Genomic DNA, 19,880 nt, shown 5'->3' on the forward strand with positions numbered 1-19,880 from the left:
GGCCCGGGGGCGGACGCGGACGCTTCGTGGAGGGGGCCGATCGGGGCGCCGCCGAACGGGTCCGCTTCCCGGCGGCCCCGGCGTGTCGCCGGGTCAGAGCGAGCGGGCGGTCTCCAGCAGCGGCTCCAGGGACGAGACGGTGACCTCGCTGCCCTCCTCGCGCAGCCGGCGGCGCCCCGCCGAGGTGGGGGCGTATCCGATGAAGCGGAGGCCGAGCTGCTGGGCGGCGGTCAGCTCGGCGACCGAGGAACTGATCAGGACGCCGCTGCGGGCGGGGGTGTCCAGCGGGCCCAGGGCGCGCAGCAGGCAGTCGGGGTGCGGCGTCAGCAGGCCGAGGTCGTCACGGCGGCCGTGGACGCCCGCGAGGGGCAGCCGGTAGGGCGCCAGGCAGCGCTGGACGGCCGGGGTGCACACGTCCGTCACCACCGAGACCCGGCGGCCGGACTCGTGCAGGGCGCGGACGAGCGCGAGGGAGCGGTGCGTGGTGGGCGCGTCCGGGACGGCGGCCAGTTCGAGGCCGTCCAGGCGCGCCCGCAGCAGGGGGCCGAGCCGGTCGTGGGCGAAGGCCCGCAGCAGGTCCAGCGGGTGCGCGAACGCCTCCCGGCCGGCGGCGCCCGCCACGGGCAGCGGCCGGCCCGTCAGCGCGTCCTGCGGGTCGCGGTGGTCGGCCACGACCGACAGCAGGTCCAGTACGGCCTCCCGCGCGGTGTGCGCCGTGAACAGCCGGGCGAGCGGTCCCTCGAAGCCCACCAGCACCGTCTCGGCGTCGGCGAGGAGCGCCGACAGCCGGCGGCGCGAGGGCACCGGCGGCTCCGCGGCCGGCGCGGGCGCCCATTCGGGGGCGAGCTGCACGGTGTACGACACCGCGAGCCCCGGCACCGGCCAGTCGTCCACGCCCGCGTTCACCGCGCGCTGGGCGGCGCCCGCCCGGCGCAGCGGGTGCCGGCGGGTGAGGGGGCCCGCCGCGGCGCACAGGTGGGCCAGGAGCAGCCCGGGAACGCCGGTGACCTCGGCGCGGACGAAGGCGACCGGGTCGGCGACGCGCCAGGACAGCATCACCGCGGCCTTGAACGCGCCCTTGCCGGAACTCGGCAGGGACACCATGTGGCGGGCCTCGTGCGGGGTGAGGTCGACCGAGTAGTACGTCTCCGGACGAGGCGGGCGCGTGCCGTACGGCTGGATCGGGTCGAGCAGGGCGAGCGGGCCGTCGGCGCGGGTGTGCACGACGGCCGTGCGGCCCGGCGTGGGGACGCCCAGCTCGTGCAGGTCGGGCGTGATGAAGGGGCCCTGGACCAGGTCGCGTTCCCCGGGCTCGCGCGCCCGGGGCCCGAGCGGGCAGTACCACGCGGCCGGCGGGCTGTCCGGGGCGCCGTCGCGGAAGAGGGGACGGAAGCGCGGCGCGCGCTGGGCGGCGGAGCTGGCGGCGAAGTCGTCGTACAGCGCGGGCGGTACCACCACCATGACGTCGGCGGCGGTCCGCGGCGGCGGGACGGGCGGCTGCCCGAACGTCACCCGCAGCCGCGGCGGATCGGGCAGCCGGGTGAGCGCCTGGGGCAGTTCCCGCAGGACGGCGACGAGGACGGGCAGGACGTAGGCGCCGGGCTCGACACGCACCGTGTAGCCGTCGGGGCGGACGTCCATCTCGTACTGGCGGGGGCCGAGCGAACCGCGGACGAGGATCTCGTGCACCGCGGCCTCCAGCGTGATGCGGGCCTCCGGACGGCCGGTGAGCCCGTCGGCCCTGAACCGGATCTCCAGTCCGCCGCCGGGCCGGACGGCGGGCGCGGCCGCCCGGTCGGGGCCGGGCCGCGCGCCCGGCGCGAGGAGCCGTTCCACGCCGCGGCGCTGGGCCTCCGGGTCGCCGGAGAGCAGCGCGCCGGCGGCCGCCTCCAGTTCGGCGGCGCGCGCGTCCGGGCCGTCCCGGCGCAGCGCCCGGACGATCCCGCCGAGCGCCCGCAGCGTCCGCGCACGGCTGCCTTCGACCACCGGCGCGGAATCCAGGCAGGTCAGCACCGGCCCGTCCGGGGTGAGGACGACGGACCGGGCGCTCAGCACGCCGCGCGGCCCGTCCTGCGCGTGCAGGGCGGTGACCGCCTCGGCGAGCGGCGGCAGCAGCGCGGCGGCCTCGTCGGCGGACGGACCGCCCGAAGGGTCCGTGAGGCGCTGCTGCAGCGTCCGGCCGGGTACGAACGCGCGGACCAGGTAGGGCGCGCCGTCCGCGAAGCCGTGGTCCAGGACCGGCGCGATCCCGGGGTGGCGCAGCGCGCCCAGACGCCGGCAGAGGTGCGTGAAGAGGCCCGGCGGCCCGCCCGCCGGGTATCGGCGCACCACGACGAGGGCGTCGCCGTTCCCGGTGTCCTCGGCGACCCGGCCGGCGCCCCCGGCCGTCTCGCGCACCAGCCGGTACCGCCCCGCGAAGAGCCCCACGGCGCCGTCCGCCGCGAGCCGCCGCACGCTGTCCGCGCGGACCGTGGCGAACGCGTCGTCCTCCGCGGCCGTCGCCGCACCCCGCGGGGACGGCACGGACGCCCGGAACTCGCCCGGAGCGCGGCCCGCTCGGTGGTCGATGAACTCGCCGATCCTGCCCAGGAGTTCAGTGGTGCGGTTGCGCTCGCTGCGCGGCAGCCCGAGCAGCAGCAGCTCGCGTACGCCGTCCCGGAACGCGTAGGAGCCGGGCGGACCGCCGGGGACGGCGGTCAGCATGCCGCTGAGGATGACCTCGGCCAGGTGCCGGGGCCGCGGATCCGGTTCGACCGCGGCCTGCACCAGGCGCATGACCGGCAGGTCGGGGCGCCCCACCGCGAGGTGGCCGGCCAGCCGGAACGCCTCGGGGGAGGCCGTCGCGCGGAACCGCAGGACCAGTTCCCCGGCGGGGAGCAGCCCGACGTCCGTACGGTCCTCGGCGTCCGCCGGCAGCGGGCGGTCCAGCCGGGCGACCGCGCCGGGGTACTCCGCCGCGCCCGGCGTCCCGAGCAGCGCGGCCCAGTTCCCCAGCCAGCGTGCCTCCGGCTCCAGCACGGGCAGGGACGGCACGCCCCCGGCCGGGCCGGGCCCGGGCCGCGCGCACCCCGCCGGGGGCAGGCGCCACTCGTCGGGCTCCTCCTCCCGGTCCTCGCGCTCGTACGGGGTGAACCGGAGCGCCGCCGTGGGGGCGGCGGGGTGCGGTGCCGACAGCCGCCCCGGCGTGGCGGGCAGGGCCGTGTCGCGCCACAGGTGCTCCGGCAGGGGCTGCACGACGGCCAGGGGCATCCGGCGCGCCCAGCGGTGCAGGGTGGCGTACCAGCGGGTCCCGGCGGGGCCCTCCCTCCACTGCGGGCCCATGCAGTCGCTGACCAGGAGGGTGACGGTGCGGCCGTCGGCGGCGTCGAGCGCGTCGGGCCCCCGCACCCCGCCGTCGGCGGTGGCGCGGTACAGGACGACCGTGCGGAACGCGCCCGACTGGGCGAGTGCCGTGTGCAGTTCGCGGACCAGGGGCCGCCAGACCGGCATGGTCGGGCCGGTGTCGTACACCAGGTTCAGGCGCAGCCAGCGTTCCCGGGCGGGGCGCAGGACCGGCAGCCACCACGCCGGGTCCACGCCGAGCCGGGCGATGCGGTCGGCGGTCGCCCGCTCGTCGAGTTCGTGGCCCGTGGGGGCGTCGGTCCGGCGGCCCAGCGGGCGCAGCGCGCGTTGCAGCGCGAGCGGGTGGCGCAGCATCGGGGGCGCCGGGGCCAGGACGGTGGTGTGGGGCCGGTCGCCCCCGGGCGCGGGGCGGCGGGCGGGCAGGTGCAAGGGGACCCGGGAGGGCGGCGCGGGCGCCGGGGCGGGGGCGGGTGCCGGTTCGCGCGGGGGCGGTCCGGGCGATGGCGGCGCGGGCGGCGGCGACGGTGGCGGTGGCGGTGGGGGGTGTTCCGTCACCTCGGGCGCGTCCGGCCCGCCGTCCGGTGCCGCGTCGTCGGCGCCGGGCTCCAGGTGCCGGGCCAGCCACAGCAGTTCGGCCAGTTCCAGGGGGGTCGGGCGCGGCCCGTGGGCCGCCCGGGCCAGGACGTCGGCCAGGCGGACCACGGGGTCCCGGGAGGCGGGGTGTTCAGAAGGCATCGGACTGCGCCGTCTGCCCCAGGTACGGCATCAGCTGCTCGGCCAGCCGGTCCAGGGACCCCGCGTCCAGGTTGGCGGAGCGGGCCAGGTAGATGGCGTTCAGGAGCTGGTCGGTGGCCAGGTCGCCGACGCCCGAGCGGGACAGGAAGCGGTCGATCAGGGCCCGCGCGTGGGCGTCGGGTTCGCCCAGGTGGGCGCGGACGATCTCGGCGAGGTGCCGGTCGTCCGGCTGCCGCAGCGCAAGGGTGACGCAGCGGCGCAGGAAGGCGGGCGGGAACTCGCGCTCGCCGTTGCTGGTGAGGACGACGAACGGGAACGCCCGGCAGCGGACCCGGCCCCGGGCCACCGGGACCCGCTCGTCGCTGCCGTCGGCCTGCACCTCGGCGACGCCCTCCGGCTCGAACCGGGCGGACCGCACCAGCTCGGGGATCTCGTACTGGCCCTCCTCCAGGACGTTCAGCAGGTCGTTCGGCAGGTCCAGGTCGCTCTTGTCGATCTCGTCGATGAGCAGCACGCGGGGCCGGGCGTACGGCAGGAGGGCGGTGCCCAGCGGGCCGAGGCGCAGGTGGTGCTCGGCACCCGATCGGTCGTCGTCCTGCGGGCGGACCGGCCCGGCGGCCTCCTGCCGGGCCGCGTACAGCCGGGAGAGCGGGTCGTACTGGTAGAGGCCGTCGTGCAGGGTGCTGCGGCTGGTGATGTTCCAGCGCAGCACGGGGCCGAGCCGCAGCTCACGGGCGACCGCGTACGCGAGCGAGGACTTGCCGGTGCCGGGCGGGCCGGTGACCAGCAGCGGGCGGCGCAGGTACAGGGCCGCGTTGACGAGCTGGACCGTCTCCGGGGTGGCCTGGTACGTCTCGGCGCGGTGGGTGCGGTCGGGGGAGACGGCGGCGGCGTCGGCGGCGGCGTCCGGCGGCGGGAGCACCGGTCCGCCGTCGAAGGCCCGCCAGGGCGGCGGGGCGGGCAGCTCGGCGATGCCGTCGTGCGGCTCGTTCGTACCGGTGTAGACGGGCCACAGGGGCATGGGGTCTCTCCGTGGGGGGTGCGGTCGGTCAGGCGACGGGCGAGTGCAGGGAGGCGGCGGGCTCAGGGAAGCAGCGCGGGTCGTCCCAGAGCAGTTGCAGGTCCCTCGCCCAGTGCCGGTCCGGCTCGTCGTCGGCGTCCGCGGTGAGCCGCAGGGACAGCACGTGCCGGGGGAGTTCGGCGGGCGGCACGCCGGCGAGCGAGGCGGTGAGCCGGTCGAGGAACGCGGTGCCGGGGCACGGGGGGTCCCCAGACCCGGCGTCCGCGCAGGAGGCGTCCCCGTGCGCGGCGCAGTCACCGCCGGTGCGGGACCACAGCAGCACCGGCACCGGGACGGTGAGACCGACCTCGAAGTGCGGGCGCGCCGTCGTCGGCGGGGCCGCGAAACCCGCGAGTCCGGCGTCGCCGTCCCACAGCCGCTTGCGCAGGCTCGGCGGCCGCTCCCGGGTGCCGCACTCCACGCGGTGCACCTCGACGCCGCCGCTCCGGTCCAGCTGCCGCCACTTCCTGCGCAACTGGTGGCGCAGCCGGCCGCTGTGGTGGCGCGCCCGGTCGGTCACCACCAGGGGGTAGGCGCAGCCGAGGGGGGTGCTGTCGTCCGCCCCGCACTCCCAGTGCGCCACGGCCTCGTTGAGCCACTCGCGGGGCAGGACGAACGTCACCAGCTCGTCGGCGTCCGGGGCGAGATGGGCGACGGCCTCGTCGATGCGGCTCTGCACGTAGGCCCGCACACCGGTGCGGGGCAGCCGCCCGGCGCCCACCGGACGGCGCCGGCCGTCGCGGTACGCGGACACCTCCACGGTCACCTGGTCCGGACCGGCGCCGCTGTGCTCGATCTCGACGACGACCGGGGACCAGGCCGGCGGGTCCGGCGGGTCCTGCGGCGGCATCGGCCGGGCGGGCGGCGGCGCGGGGGCCGGGGACGCCGGTCCGGCGCCGAGCAGTTCGCCGAGCCGGTCGGCGAGGCGGGTCACCGCCTCGGGGTCCGGCACCTCCCACTGCACGTACCCGGCGGCCGCCTCCAGCGAGGGGAAGCCGCCCGGGGGCAGGGGCGGTCCGAAGGCGCCCACCGCGTCCACGTACAACCGGTTCGGATCGCCCACCTCGCCGGATGCGGCCGCGGCCCGCCGCAGCAGGGCGTGCAGCCGCCGGCGGACGTCCTCCCCGTGGCCCGGGGTGGGCACCAGCTCGCCCAGCGCGGGCCAGTACCGGGCCATCACCTCCGGTGGCAGCATCCGGCCCTTGCGCACGTCCGGGGCGTCCAGGGCCGCGGTGACCATGCCGGCCACGGTGCCGTCCGGCAGCATCGCCGCCGCCCCGCTGAAACCGCCCGCGAGCGGCTGCCCGTACCCGCTCCACGCCACCAGTTCCAGCCACTCGCCGGCGATCAACTGGCCGGACACCGCCTGGTACTCGGCGAGCGTGCCCTCGTCGTAGCCCTCGGGGAAGCCGTACGCGACCAGTTTGGGGTACGGCTCGGCGCACGCGGCGCCGGGCGGCGCGAACCCGGCCGGGGCGAGCGGCACGTCACGCTCCAGTTCGAGGACGGCCACGTCGCCCGGGTCGGTGACCGCGCCCGCCCAGCCGCCGTGGGCGACGACCGAGGCGTTCAGCTCGCCCAGCTCCCGGGCGTGCGGGAAGGTGACGGTCACCGCGGCGCTCCGGCGGACCACGTGGGCACAGGTGAGCACCCGGCGGGCGGAGACCAGGAACCCGGCGCCCACCTCGGTGCCGCAGTCGATCCGGGCGTGCCAGGCGGCGCTGCTCCTCACCGGGCGGCGGCCTCCGGATCCGGCGCCCCCTGGCCCCGGGCGTCCGGCGCGGGCTCGGTGGCGGCCCGGCCCGCGGGGGCCTGTTCCGGGGCCGCCCCCGGCGCCCAGGCGAGCTTGACGACGAGGTGGCCCTCCGCCGATCCCTTGGCGATGACGGCACCGGCCTCCGCCGACAGCCGCACGCCGAACTCGATCTCCACCGCGTCGGGCCGCAGGCTGCCGTCCCGGAAGACGCGCAGCGCGGCGTCCGCCGCCGCGCGTACGCCCTCCAGGGCTCCCTCGAAGGTGCGCGCAGCCTGGGCGGGGCCGTCGCCACGCGAGACGAGCCGGGCGCCCGACCGGGTGCTGCCGGCGTCCTCCACCACGACGAGCGCGCCGTCCTCGGTCCTGAACTCCACCAAGCCGTCCATGGCGCCGCTCGCTCCCCCTCGTCCGTGACGTGTGACAACTCCCATGTTACGGACGGTGCTTCCGGTGTCACATCGCCGGACGGGCGTGGCCCGTCCGCATCCCGGATTGGCGAGAACCCGCCAGTGCGCCCTTCCGTCGGGAACGGACAACTCCCCTTCGGGGAAACGCACATCACACTCGTCCCAGCACGCGGCACGCTCGACACACACGAGAAGAGGCGCGGATGAGTACCAGACCAGTCGGACACGGGACGGCACTGCTGGCGGCGGCGCTGCTGGGCGCCCTGCTCCCGGCGGGCCCCGCGGCGGCGCGCGGGACCGTCGTCACGCACCCCCGCACCGCCGCCGCCCCCACGACCGTCACCCTCGTCACCGGCGACGAGGTGACCGTCACCGGCCTCGGTCACGGCCGGAGAACCGTCACCGTGCGGCGGCCCCCCGGGGCCGCCGGCGCCGTACGGACCACGTCGAGCGGCGGCCACCTCACCGTCGTACCGGACGAGGCGCTGCCGTACCTGCGGGCCGGCACGCTGGACCGGCGGCTGTTCGACGTCGACGGGCTGATCCGGCAGGGGCTCGCCGGCCCCGGCGCCGACCGGCTGCCGCTGATCGTCACCTACGACCGCGACGCCCGGACCGCGACCCCCGCCGGCGCCGAGCGGACCCGCGCCCTGCCCAGCCTGCGCGGGGCCGCCGTGGAAGCCGCGAGGGGACGCGCCTTCTGGCGGTCGTTCACCCGGACGCCCGGCATCGACAAGGTCTGGCTGGACGGGCGCGTCACCGCCGACCTGGCCGCGAGCAACGCCCAGATCGGCACCCCGGCGGCCTGGGCGTCCGGGCTGACCGGCGAGGGCGTCACCGTCGCCGTCCTGGACACCGGTGCCGACCTCGGCCATCCGGACCTGAAGGACCGGATCACCGCCGCCCGGAGCTTCGTCGACGGACAGGAGGTCGCCGACCGCGACGGGCACGGCACCCACGTCGCCTCCACCGTCGGCGGCAGCGGCGCCGCCTCCGGCGGGGCCGAGAAGGGCGTCGCGCCCGGCGCCGCGCTCGCCGTCGGCAAGGTGCTCGGCGACGGCGGCTCGGGCAGCGAGTCCCAGATCATCGCCGGCATGGAGTGGGCGGTCCGGGACGCGCACGCCAGGATCGTCTCCATGAGTCTGGGCACGACGGAGCCGAGCGACGGCACCGACCCGATGGCCCAGGCGGTGAACACCCTCTCCGCGCAGACCGGGGCGCTCTTCGTCGTCGCCGCGGGCAACACCGGCGCCCCCTCCTCCATCGGCTCGCCCGGCGCCGCCGACGCCGCCCTCACCGTCGGCGCGGTGGACTCCGCCGACCAGCCGGCCTACTTCACCTCCGCCGGACCCCGGTACGGCGACGAGGCCCTCAAGCCCGACCTCTCCGCCCCCGGCGTCGACATCCTCGCCGCCCGCTCCCGACTCACCCCCGGCAGCGGCTACTACACCTCCATGAGCGGCACCTCCATGGCCACCCCGCAGGTCGCGGGAGTGGCCGCCCTGCTCGCCGAGGAACACCCCGACTGGACCGGCGCCCGGCTCAAGGACGCCCTCATGTCCAGCTCCCGGCCGCTCGACGCGTCCGCCTACCTCCTGGGCGCGGGGCGGGTGAGCGTGCCCGACGCCGTGGCGGCGGACATCACCGCCACCGGCGGCGCCGACCTCGGCTTCCACCGCTGGCCCTACGCCGCGGACCAGCCGGTCACCCGGACCGTCACCTACACCAACACGACCGACCGGCCGATCGCGCTGCGGCTGTCGGTGCGCGGCGCGCCCGACGGCGTCGCCGTCCTGGCCCGGGACGCCCTCACCGTCCCCGCCCACGGCACCGCCTCCACCACCGTCACCGGGGACGCCGGCAAGGCGCCGGTGGGCGAGACGAGCGGGCGGATCGTGGCCGCGGGGCCGGACGGCACGCCCCTCGCGCACACCGTGTTCGGGCTGGTCAAGGAGGAGGAGCGGTACACGCTCACCGTCCACGTGAAGGACCGCGACGGCACGCCCGCGGCCGCCGACCTCACCGTGCAGCGGCTCGCCGCGGGCGAGGACGCCCTGCCCGCCCGCGTCGGCGGCTCCGGCACCCTCGAACTGCGCCTGGAGCCGGGCACGTACAGCCTGGCCTCCTTCCTCGACGTGCGCGGCGCGCACGGCGCCGACTCCCTCGGCCTCGGCCTCCTCGCCGCCCCGGAGATCCTCCTCGACCGCGACCGCGAGGTCACCCTGGACGGCCGGCGGCTGCGCCGGGTCGAGGCGCGCGTGGACCGGCCCACGGAGACGCACCAGTTGCTCATGGAGTACGGCCGGCGGGCCGGCGGCGCCGACCTGTTCGGCGCGGTGCAGGTGCCCGCGGCCTACGACAGCGTCTTCGCCGCGCCCACCGAGCGGGTCACCGAGGGCACCTTCGAGTACCGGACCGTCTGGCGGCTGGCCAGGCCCAGGCTGGAGGTCAGGGGCGTCCGGGAGGCGACCGTGCAGGCGGGCGGCACGCTGCTCGCCGGGCGCACCCGGCTGGCACTGGCCGACGTCGGCGACGGACCGTTCACCGGCGTGGCCGGCAAGGCGGTGCTCGCCCGCCTCGCCGACGGCGCCGACCCGGCCGCGCTGGCCCGGGCCGCCCAGGACGCGGGCGCCAGGGCGCTGTTCGTGACGGACGACGCGCCCGGCCGGCTGACGGCCTGGTGGGGCACCGACGACAACGCCGACCGGCCGTTGCAGATCGCCACCGTCGACCGGGCCGACGCGGCACGCCTGCGCGCGGCCGGCCGGGTCGACATGACCGGCACCCCCGACTCGCCGTACGTGTACGACCTGTCCGAGGGCCACCGGGGCGCGATCCCGGACCGGGACCTCACCTACGCGCCCGGCCCCCGGCAACTGGCCGCCGTACACGTCCGGTTCCACGCGGCGCGGCCGGCGAGCGGCGGCGAGTACCGGTACTCGGTCACCGGCGCCTTCCCGATCGGCCTCGGCTTCCAGGAGCGCGTCCCCCTGCCCGCCGAACGCACCGACTACGTCTCCACCGGCCCCGGCCAGCTCTGGCACGAGTCCGTCACCGCGCGCGACGGGGCGCTGGAGGAGCGCGGCGGCCTGGTGCGGTACGAGGGCGGCTCGCGTCCGGAGCTGAACTGGTTCCGGCCGGTGTGGCACCCGTGGCTGGGCACCGGGCTCGGCTGGGGCCAGCAGCGGGCCGGCGGCCGGATCCGGTTCGACACCCCCGGCTGGGGCGACTCGGGGCCCGACCACACCGGCTTCGGCGACGTGTGGGGCGAGGACAGCGGGATGACCCAGACCATCGCCGTCCACCTGGACGGCGCGCTCGTGGACCGCGGCACCGGCTCCACCGCCTACGTGGAGGACGCGCCCGCCGACGAGCACACCTACCGGGTGGTCACCGACACCGCCCTGGATCCCGCCCGGTGGCAGCCCGCCACGCGGGGCCACACCGAGTGGACCTTCCGGTCGGCGGCCACCCCGGAGGACCGCTGGACCCTCCTGCCGCTCGTCAACCTCTCCTACGACGTCCCCACCGACCTCGCCGGCACGGTGCGCGCCGGGCACCGGGTACCGGTCGGGATCGGCGCGCGGTACGTGGCGGGCGCGACCGGCACCGGCACCCTCTCCGCCGCCCGGCTGGAGGTGTCGTACGACGACGGCGCGACCTGGCGGACGGTCCCGCTGACCGCGGGCGGCCACGGCACACTGACCGTGCCCCGCGACGCCGCCCACGTGTCCCTGCGGGCCTCGGCCCACGACGACCGCGGCGGCTCCGTGACCCAGGAGACGATCCGCGCCCTCACCGTCCGGTAGCCGCCCCCGAGGGCACCCGGGACACCCCGGCCCCCCGGCGCGGTCCGCCGTCCCGCGCCGGGGAGCCGCCGCTCAGGCTCCGGTCAGCGCCCGCTTCATGATCTTGCCCATGTCGTTGCGCGGGAGGGCGTCCAGGTGACGGACGACGCGGGGCCGCTTGTGCGGGGCGAGGCGCCGGGCCACGTGGTCCGCCAGTTCCCCGGCCGACGGCGGGGCCCCGGGGTCCGCCGGGACGATCCAGGCCACGATCCGCTCGCCCAGGTCGGCGTCCGGCTCCCCGGTCACCGCGGCCTCCCGCACCCCCGGATGCTCCAGCAGCGCGTTCTCGATCTCCCCCGCGCCGATCTTGTAGCCGCCGCTCTTGATCAGGTCGGTGGCCTTGCGCCCGACGATCCGGACGTAGCCGTCGGACTCGCGCACCGCCATGTCCCCGGTGCGGAACCAGCCGTCGGCGGTGAACGCGGCGGCGGTGGCGTCGGGCCGGTTCAGGTACTCGGTGAACAGGTTCGGGCCGCGCACCTGGATCTCGCCGACGGTCTCCCCGTCGTACCCGGCGATCTCCGTGCCGTCCTCCTCCACCAGCCGCAGCCCCACGCCCGGCAGCGGTACCCCGACCGTCCCGGCCCGGGCCTCCCCGTCGGCCCGCACGCTGGTGTTCATCAGCGTCTCCGTCATGCCGTACCGCTCGATCACGCGCCGGCCGGTCGCCGCCGCGATCCGCTCGTGGTCGTGCACCGGCAGCGCGGCCGAGCCGGAGACCAGCAGCCGGGCCCGCGCGAGCGCCCCGGCCAGCTCCGGATCGTCCGGCAGGGCCTCGGCGAGGCGGTGGTACATCGTCGGCACGCCGAACAGCATGGTCGCGCCGGAGTTCAGCTCGCGGGCCACGCCCTCGGGGGAGAACCGGCCCAGGTGCCGCACCGAGCCGCCGCGGCGCAGCGGGCCGAGGACGCCCAGCACCAGCCCGTGCACGTGGAACAGCGGCAGCCCGTGCACCAGCACGTCGTCCCCGGTCCACCGCCAGGCGTCGGCGAGCGCGTCCAGGGTGGTGGCGAGCGCCCGGCGGGGCAGGACGGCGCCCTTCGGCGGACCGGTCGTGCCGGAGGTGTAGACGATCAGCGCGGGGTCGCCGTCCGCCGCCCGCTCCCCGGGGACCGTGCCGGCCGCCTCGACGTCGACGTCGATCCGGGGGACGCCCCCGAGGACCGGTGGCAGCACGGCACCGGGCGCGGCGAGGACCAGCGAGGGCGCGCTGTCGGCAAGGATGTGCGCCAGCTCCTTCTCACCGGATTTCGGGTTCAGCGGCACCGCGGCCGCCCCGGCGAGCAGCACACCGGTCACCGCCACGGCGGTCTCCAGCTCCGGGGTGGCCCACACGGCGACCCGGCCCGCCTCCCCGACCCGGGCGGCGACGGCACCCGCCGCGCCCCCGAGTTCGCCGTAGGACAGGGTCCGGGGCCCGAACCGCAGGGCGACCCGCTCGCCCGGACCGCCCGCCAGGGCGGGGAAGAGAGAGGACACGGGGCGCACTCCTTACTGTCGGCGGTGCCGACTGCCGGGACGACAGCACCTTTCCTACACCAGGAGCGCGGCGTTCCGAGAGCGGCCGCCGGGACCCGCGCCGGGCCGGGGACCGGCCGCCCGGGCGCCGCCGGTGTCAGGCCGCCGTGACGACGTCGGCGACCACGCAGCTCACGTTGTCCGGGCCGCCGCCCGCGTTCGCCGCGGCGACGAGCGAGCCGGCCGCCGCGTCCGGGCCGGGCGCGGCGGCGAGCAGCTGCCGGACCCGGCCGTCGGGTACGACCGCGGTCAGGCCGTCGGAGCAGAGCAGGTACCGGTCACCGGGCCGGACCTCGTGCAGCCGCAGGTCCGGCACCGGCGCCTCGGCACCGGTCAGCGCCTTGAGCAGCAGCGCCCGCCGGGGGTGCGCGGCGGCCTCCTCCGGTGCCAGCCGGCCCTCGTCGAGCAGGGACTGCACCACACTGTGGTCGTGGGTGACGCGGAACAGCCCGCCGTCGCGCAGCAGATAGGCCCGCGAGTCCCCGATGTGCACCAGGGCCAGCCGCGCGCCCGTCCACAGCAGCGCCGTCAGGGTGGTGCCGTCGGCGTCGCCGTCCGCGAGGCCCCGGACGGCCGCGCCGGCCCCGCGCACGGCGTCCGCCAGGAGGTTCAGCACGTCGCCCGCGGCCGGCTCCGGCCCGTCCTCCAGGACCCGCAGCGCGGCCACGGCGGCGCTGCTCGCGGGGGCTCCGGCCGGGCCGAAGCCGTCGGCGACGGCGAGCAGCCTGCGGCCCGCGTACACCGTGTCCTGGTTGGCGGGGCGGACGTGTCCGCGGTCCGTACGGGCCGCGTGTCGCAGTTCCAGCATGATGGCGGTGTCCCTTCTCGACTCGTCGGTCAGCCGGTCGACGAGGAACGCGGCGAGGTCCCGCCGTACGGCGGTCTCGGCCTCCACCCGCGCCCAGTACGCCCGGACCGCCCGGGCCGCGTCCGCCGCGTCCAGGGCGCACACCTCCCGGATCCGGGCCAGCGGCATGCCCAGCCGGCGCAGCCGGGCCACCAGCCGGGCGGGTTCGAGCTGGGCGGGGGCGTAGTACCGGTAGCCGGTGTCCGGGTCGACCCGGGCGGGCGTCAGCAGCCCCAGCTCGTCGTAGAGCCGCAGTGCCTTCGGTGACAGCCGGGTGGCCTTCGCGAAGGCACCGATAGTCAGGAACCCCATGCCCACCTCGCGTTCCTCGTCGTCCGCCACCGATGCTGGGGCCTGCCCGAAGGGGAAGGTCAAGCGCGTCGCCGCGGGAAGCCCGCGGTTCCGCCGACGACCGCCGTGCGCTGGAGCAGCCCCCAGGTGAACTCGGCCACCACCTCGTGCCGCGCGCCGTCCCGGCCGGGCGCGGTGAAGGCCAGCCCCCACCGGGTGGGGGCGGTGCCCTCCAGCGGGCGGGCGGGGGCGAAGGCGCGGGCGGCCTCGTCCACCGTGCAGGACCAGGGCGTCAGGTCCTCCAGGGTGCGCAGCCGCGGGGCGGCCGCGCCCGGCGCCCGGACCAGCCACTCGTTCCACACCGCGCCGTCGGGTCCGACGAGCACCTCGAAGCGCAGGTCGGGCCAGAGCGGCAGCGCCCACCGCCGGGCCTCGCAGCCGACGTCGCCGAGGCGGCGGGGCAGGACCGACTCCGGTTCGCCGAGGACGGCGCGGTACCGGGCGGCGGCGCCCCGCGTCCGCGGTGAGCGGACCATCGCCTGCCACTGTTTGTTGGCCTCCCGCATGTCGGCGGCCGACGCGCCGAGCCGCCGCCGGGCGGCCTCGACGAGGTCTGGGTTGTGGTCGGCCATGCGGCGCAGCAGCACGAGCTGGAAGTCGGGACGCATGCCGCCCATGGTGCCCGGCCGTCGCCCGGCCCCCCGGACGCTCCCCGCCGAGACCCGCACCGGGACGGCCCTGACCGGCCGGACCGGTCCGAACGGGCTGCACGGCCCCACGGCCGGCAAGGACCCCGCGCGCCCGGCGCTCACGGGCCGGCCGTCACCCGAACCCCCGCCCCGCCGGGGCCCGCGTCGAGACGGCCCACGCGCCCGCCCCGCAGCACATCGCACGCCCCTGACCGGTCTGAACGGGCGCTGTACCCGACCACGCGACCGCCCAGCAGGACAGCGCGCACCCCCGGCGGGACGGACCTGACCAACCGGAACAGCCTGACCGGCCTGTACGGCCCAACGGTCGGCAAGAACCCCGCGCGCCCGGTGTTCACGGGCTGATCGGGCCGCCCGGCCCGTGGGCGGGCGTGCGTGGTTCGGGGGGTGCGGTGACGTCTCCCGCCGGGACGGCCGCGCGGGCGCGTACCGCCGCCAGGTCGCCGGGGTGGCCGAGGGCCCGGGAGACGGCCCCGATCTCCCGCAGCAGGCCCGTGGTGTCGGGCCAGACGGCCGGCCCGGGCGGCACCGGGGAGCCGTCCCCCGGCCCGACGGCGTCCAGGACGCACACCGCGGCGGCCAGCGCGCGGGCCCGCTCGGGCGGGTGGCCGAGCGCGAGCGCGGCGTCGTACGAGCGGGTGCCGAGACCGGTGTCCAGGCGCCGGGCCAGCGGCAGCAGGGCGTCCCGGATGAACGTCTCGCGCCGGGTGAGCCGCAGTTCGGGCGCGGCCCGCAGCGCGAACGGCACGCCCTCCCCGCTCGCCCGCCGCAGCAGCCGGTACAGGGGCCGCAGTTCACGGTGGGCGAGCCGGACCCGCCGGCGGCCGTCCAGGTACTGGCCGGCGTGCGGCAGGATGAAGCCGACGGCGATCAGGATGGCGGACAGCGCGGCGACGGGCGGCGCGAGGTCGGTGCTCAGCCAGTCCAGGTCCCGCCCGCACCAGCGCGCGGTGACGGCGGTCAGCTTGGCCGCGTCGAAGACCAGGTTCGCCGCGTACCCGGCGCCCAGCAGCGTGAGGCCCCGGCGCAGCCAGGCGTCCAGGCGCCCGGCGCGCACCCAGTCCCGGATCAGCCGCGTGGTGATCAGGCAGGCCGCGGCGTGCGCGACGAGGTAGAGCAGGATCTCCTCGCGCAGGAACGGCGTGCCGGCGTAGTGGGTGTCCAGGTCCCGCACCCGCTCCTCGTGCGGTCCGGCGAGCAGGAACAGTGCCCACAGGGCGACGATCACCGCCGAGTACGCCGCGCACACCCGGCGCAGCGCCCGGCGGGTGTCGGCCGGGCGGCCGGACAGGTCGTTGCGCCAGGTGATGACGAGGGCCAGGCAGGCGCCGCAGAACGCGGTGATGAGCGAGTAGCACCAGGGCGCCGAGAGGTTGGGCACGCCGGTCAGCCGGTTGACCCCGGCGATGGTGGACGGGGTGCAGAACACGAACACCGCGCAGGCGAGCAGCAGCACCCCGCCCACCGCGCGCAGCAGCGGGTCCCGCCACAGCCGGATGATCGACGGCAGCTTGACCACCAGGGCGGCGGTGAGCGCGGCCGTGGGGATCCAGAAGGAGATGTAGAACGGGCGGAGGAGACCCGAGGGGTCCAGCGCCGGGAGGGTCACCGCGGGGCTCCCCCTTCCCGGGGCGCCCGGTGCGCGGGTTCGCGGCCGCGGTAGCCGAGGGAACGCTGTACGGGGTCCGGCGGGGCGGTGCGGGGCCCGGCGAGGTGGTCCCGGAAGAGGGTGGCCAGGCGGTGCCCGAAGTCGTCGGCCTCGGCCTCGTCGGTCTCCCGGGAGCCGTTGCGGGCGACCACCGTGAGGGCCGCCCCCCGCCAGCCGGGCGCGTCGGCGAGGGCGCGGGCCGCGGCGGCGCCGACGGGGTGGTGGTGCCGGTGGCCGGCGTGCAGGTGCCACAACTCGTGGCCGAGGATGACGACCTGCTGTACGGCCTCCGCCCGCTCCTCCACGATGACCAGGTCGAAGTCGGCGAACTCGACCCACAGTCCGGTGACCTCGATCTCGTCCGGGAACCGCTCGAACCGCAGCTCGACCGGCCGTCCGGCGCGCAGGGCGCTCATCTCCTCGCACAGCGCCCGGCACAACTCCCGGGCTCCGCCCGGTGGTTCCGGCCGGGCGCGGACGGCGGCGGCGAGGTCGCCGGCCAGGGAGCGCATCGCCGGTCCGGAGCCGGGGCGGCGCAGCCGCGACGCGAGCCGTGCGGCCCGCCCGCGCGCGCCCGCGATGCCCATCGGTCTCCCTCCTGCCGCGTTCCTCCGCAGGCTGTCCGCTCGTCCTCGGCCCGGTCACGGGTGGTCCGAGGGTACGCGCCCGGTCGTGTCCGCGTCATGCCTGCGCACGCCCGTCGTTCAATCGGAAACGACCCGGGTGCCCGGTGGTCCGGGCACCGGATCAGACCGGGTCCACCCGCACCCCGCCGGTCGCCCGGCCGAGCAGTGTCAGGCGCGCCGAGCCGGGACCCGACAGCGTGGTGAACTCCGAGAGCACCGCCAGCGCGAGGGTGTTGGTGCCCCGGGTGCGCAGGATGCCGTTGGGCAGGACGAAGGTGTGCTGCGGGCCGACCCCGTTGACGTACTGGCCCAGGTTCCAGCCGTTGAGGAAGATCTGGGCGCGGTAGGCCCGGTACGGGTCGTCGTCCAGGGTCAGGCCGACCGACGCGTCGACGTCCCCCGGCACCGACAGCCGGAACGTGGTCCGGTACCAGGTGACGCCCTGGTACCGCGCGGCGCGCGGGAAGGACACCTCCTCCCAGTCCCGGTCCCGGAAACCGGGCAGGTGCCAGCCCTCCCGCTCGCCGTACAGGCCGCCGTTGTTCATCGGCCCGCGCACCGGGTCGGCGGGGCCCTCGCCCTGGATGCGCCAGCTCACCCGGGGGGACGCCCCGGTGAAGGTGACCGCCGTCAGGCCGCGGGCCGCCTTGTGCGTGTCGAGCGCCTTGCCGTCCTGGTCGTGCTGCATGCGCCGGACGAGGACGGACAGCACGTGCCGGCCGGGGGAGCGCAGCCGGCCGGCCACCGGGAAGGCCGCGGTGGCGGTCCAGGTGCCCTGGCGGACCGTGCTGCCCTTGCGGGGCACGGGCATCCGGTGCGTGCCCAGCGGCTCGCCGTCCAGCCACGCCATCAGCGTACCCTGGGTCCCGGTGCTGTAGGCGAGCGAGACCTCCTCGACGCCGGACGTGCCGTCGAGGGTGCCGCGGTACCAGACGTCGCCGTAGTGGAAGCCGTAGTCGTCGGCGAACAGCACCGGCCCGCCGCCCGGGACCGCGGTGGTGCTGAACGACGAGGTGCGGTCGGCCCGCCGCCAGGCGGAGTCGTCGAAGCCGGGGCCCGCCTCCGGGTTCTCCGTCCGCATCCGCCAGCCGCCCAGCTCGGGCAGCCGCACCTCGGGCACGTCCGGCACCATCTCGGTGGTCATCAGGCTGCCGGAACGGGTGACCCGGGTGGCCACCCGGCGCCCGTTCCACACCAGCGTGTCGATGCCGCGCGGCGCCCACACCTCCAGGGTCGCCCGCTCGGTGACGTCACCGGTCAGGTGGACCTCCGAGCCCCGCAGCTCGGCGTGGCGCAGCAGCGTCATGCCGTACGCCAGGAGCGTCCCCGACGGGGTGTCGTACGGGAACAGGCGGACGGCGGTGTCGTCGTCGGCGAAGAGCAGCACCATCGGGGTGTCGCTGCCGCCCTCCTGCACCAGCACCCGGGTCAGCCCGCCCTGCCCCAGCGGCACGTTGACGTGCAGCTCGCCCCGGTTGTAGACCCACCCGGCCTCCGGGTCCAGCCGCTCCACGTTCGGTTCGTCCGGGCAGTTCAGCACCAGCTCGGCCATGTCGTCCCGGCGCCCGGTGAACACGGCGATCTCCCGCCGGCCCGTCGTCAGGCACAGCATGGGCTGGGCGGTGGAGTACTTCAGGGTGCGGCTGCCCAGCGACAGACCGGTGGCCAGCAGCCTGGCGTCCTTGCCGGGCACGGTGACCGGCAGCCGGCCGGCGGCGGTCGGCAGGTCGGTGGTGACCGGCTCCGCGCCGTCGTTGCGGGCCACGTACACGTGCGCGCCGGTGTCGTGGTTGGTGAGGTGGTAGACCCTCAGCCCCCGGGCCGTCACGTCCGCCGCCCGGTCCAGCTTGGCGAAGTCGGGCACGCGCTGGAGCAGGTGGCCGAGCTGGTGCATCGGGGCGATCTTGCCGGTGACGTTCCGCGCCTCGTCGATCGCGGCCCCGTAGTCGTACGACGTGTAGACGACCGGCGCGGGCAGCCAGCCCCACGAGGTCCCGCCGAACGTCATGTACACGTTGTGCAGGGTGAGGCCGTTGGCGAGGTTGGTCAGGTAGAAGCGGCGCTCGTAGGCCGCGTCCCGGGTGCGCCGCGACTCGGCGTACCCCTTGCCGTCGAACTCGGCCCCGCCCCAGGGGTCGAACCAGCCGCCCCCGAACTCGGGCACGAACCCGGGCGTGGACGGCGAGGCGGTGGCCCCGCCCTTCGGCCCGCCGGGACCGTAGTGCCCCCAGTCCGGCGGGGGCTGGGACGGCGAGGGGTACCCGTCGAACCCGTACAGCCAGCCGCCCTTCTCGCCGCCCGTGCCGAACGAGCCGGGGGTCCAGTAGCCGTTGCGCCCCTTGTCGTTGTGGAACAGCGGGACGTCGATCCCGTCGGCCCGCACCTTGCGGTACAGGTGGGCCATGTAGTTCCGGCCGGTGGCGTCCCGCGTGTGGGCGTCGTACTCGTTCTCGATCTGGTACAGCAGGACGGTGCCGCCGCCCTGCGTGTACAGGTGCCGGCGGACGATCCGGTTCACCTGCGTCAGCCACTCGTCGACGTGCGACAGGTACACCGGGTCGTCGGTCCGGGCCGTGCCCCGGGTCGCGGTCAGCCAGCCGGGGAAGCCGCCGCCGTCGACCTCGGCGTTGATGTACGGGCCGGGCCGCAGGATGACGTACAGCCCGGTCTCGGCGGCCGTGCGCAGGAACGCGTCGAGGTCCCGGACGCCGGAGAAGTCGTACCGGCCGGGCGCGGGGGAGTGGTAGTTCCAGGCCACGTAGATGCTGACGGCGTTGAAGCCGTGCGCCCGCATCTTCTGCAGCACGTCGCGCCACAGGGACGGGCTCGGCAGCCGGAAGGGGTGCATCTCGCCGGACCACACCACCAGCCGCCGCCCGTCGACGAGCAGCGAGTGGCGGTCGTACCCGATGCTGTGCCGCACCCCGTCGGCGCCCGGCGGGCCCGGCGCCGGACCGGTCGGCGCGCTGCCGCCCGCGTACGCCGAGAACGCCCCGGGGCCGCCGCTGCCGCCCAGGGCGAGACCGAGCGCGGCGGAGCCGGCCAGGGCACTGAAGGTACGTCTGCTGAGCGCCAAGGTGGATCCTCCGGGC

At 77.0% G+C, this 19,880-nt stretch carries 11 protein-coding genes; 1 reads left to right on the forward strand and 10 read right to left on the reverse strand.

From position 1 onward, the window contains the following. Positions 1-93 precede the first annotated feature (93 nt). The 4 genes from ACZ4K2_RS22030 to ACZ4K2_RS22045 are packed head-to-tail and all read right to left on the reverse strand — an operon-like array spanning position 94 to position 7,279. On the reverse strand, positions 94-4,077 hold the full coding sequence (locus ACZ4K2_RS22030) for an SAV_2336 N-terminal domain-related protein (RefSeq protein ID WP_467468895.1): 3,984 nt from the start codon (positions 4,075-4,077) through the stop codon (positions 94-96). After that, positions 4,067-5,098 (reverse strand): AAA family ATPase, encoded by a 1,032-nt coding sequence (locus ACZ4K2_RS22035; protein ID WP_467468897.1) that lies wholly within the window; start codon positions 5,096-5,098, stop codon positions 4,067-4,069. Before ACZ4K2_RS22035 ends, ACZ4K2_RS22030 begins: the two co-directional genes overlap by 11 nt. 28 nt (positions 5,099-5,126) lie before the next feature. Beyond that, positions 5,127-6,869: a VMAP-C domain-containing protein gene (locus ACZ4K2_RS22040; protein WP_467468899.1), complete on the reverse strand. Its 1,743-nt coding sequence runs from the start codon at positions 6,867-6,869 to the stop codon at positions 5,127-5,129. Then, positions 6,866-7,279, reverse strand: coding sequence for a CU044_2847 family protein (locus ACZ4K2_RS22045; protein ID WP_467468901.1), 414 nt, complete (start codon positions 7,277-7,279; stop codon positions 6,866-6,868). The genes ACZ4K2_RS22040 and ACZ4K2_RS22045 overlap by 4 nt, the downstream gene beginning before the upstream one ends. Before the next feature lie 224 nt (positions 7,280-7,503). On the opposite strand from ACZ4K2_RS22045, the gene ACZ4K2_RS22050 reads away from it, so the two are divergent. Further along, complete coding sequence (locus ACZ4K2_RS22050; protein WP_467468903.1) at positions 7,504-11,109, forward strand: S8 family serine peptidase; 3,606 nt, start codon at positions 7,504-7,506, stop codon at positions 11,107-11,109. A 72-nt stretch (positions 11,110-11,181) separates the two neighbouring features. Here the strand turns inward: ACZ4K2_RS22050 and ACZ4K2_RS22055 are convergent, their stop codons facing one another. The 6 genes from ACZ4K2_RS22055 to ACZ4K2_RS22080 all read right to left on the reverse strand — a co-directional run bounded on the left by ACZ4K2_RS22055 (position 11,182) and on the right by ACZ4K2_RS22080 (position 19,864). Continuing rightward, positions 11,182-12,627, reverse strand: coding sequence for an acyl-CoA synthetase (locus tag ACZ4K2_RS22055; protein ID WP_467468905.1), 1,446 nt, complete (start codon positions 12,625-12,627; stop codon positions 11,182-11,184). A gap of 136 nt (positions 12,628-12,763) precedes the next feature. Continuing rightward, positions 12,764-13,825, reverse strand: a complete 1,062-nt coding sequence (locus ACZ4K2_RS22060; protein WP_467468907.1) for a MerR family transcriptional regulator — start codon at positions 13,823-13,825, stop codon at positions 12,764-12,766. 59 nt (positions 13,826-13,884) lie between these two features. Then, positions 13,885-14,481 carry a hypothetical protein gene (locus ACZ4K2_RS22065; protein WP_467468909.1) on the reverse strand — a complete coding sequence of 199 codons (597 nt, stop codon included), beginning with the start codon at positions 14,479-14,481 and terminating at the stop codon, positions 13,885-13,887. 367 nt (positions 14,482-14,848) lie between these two features. After that, positions 14,849-16,123 (reverse strand): MAB_1171c family putative transporter, encoded by a 1,275-nt coding sequence (locus tag ACZ4K2_RS22070; protein WP_467468911.1) that lies wholly within the window; start codon positions 16,121-16,123, stop codon positions 14,849-14,851. Next, entirely contained in the window at positions 16,120-16,749 is a 630-nt protein-coding gene (locus ACZ4K2_RS22075) for a toxin-antitoxin system, toxin component family protein (protein WP_467468912.1), read from the reverse strand. The genes ACZ4K2_RS22070 and ACZ4K2_RS22075 overlap by 4 nt, the downstream gene beginning before the upstream one ends. Positions 16,750-16,909: 160 nt before the next feature. Then, positions 16,910-19,864 carry a beta-galactosidase gene (locus ACZ4K2_RS22080; RefSeq protein ID WP_467468914.1) on the reverse strand — a complete coding sequence of 985 codons (2,955 nt, stop codon included), beginning with the start codon at positions 19,862-19,864 and terminating at the stop codon, positions 16,910-16,912. Between the last annotated feature and the right edge of the window lie 16 nt (positions 19,865-19,880).

This window comes from Streptomyces sp. NPDC025833 (assembly GCF_055558055.1).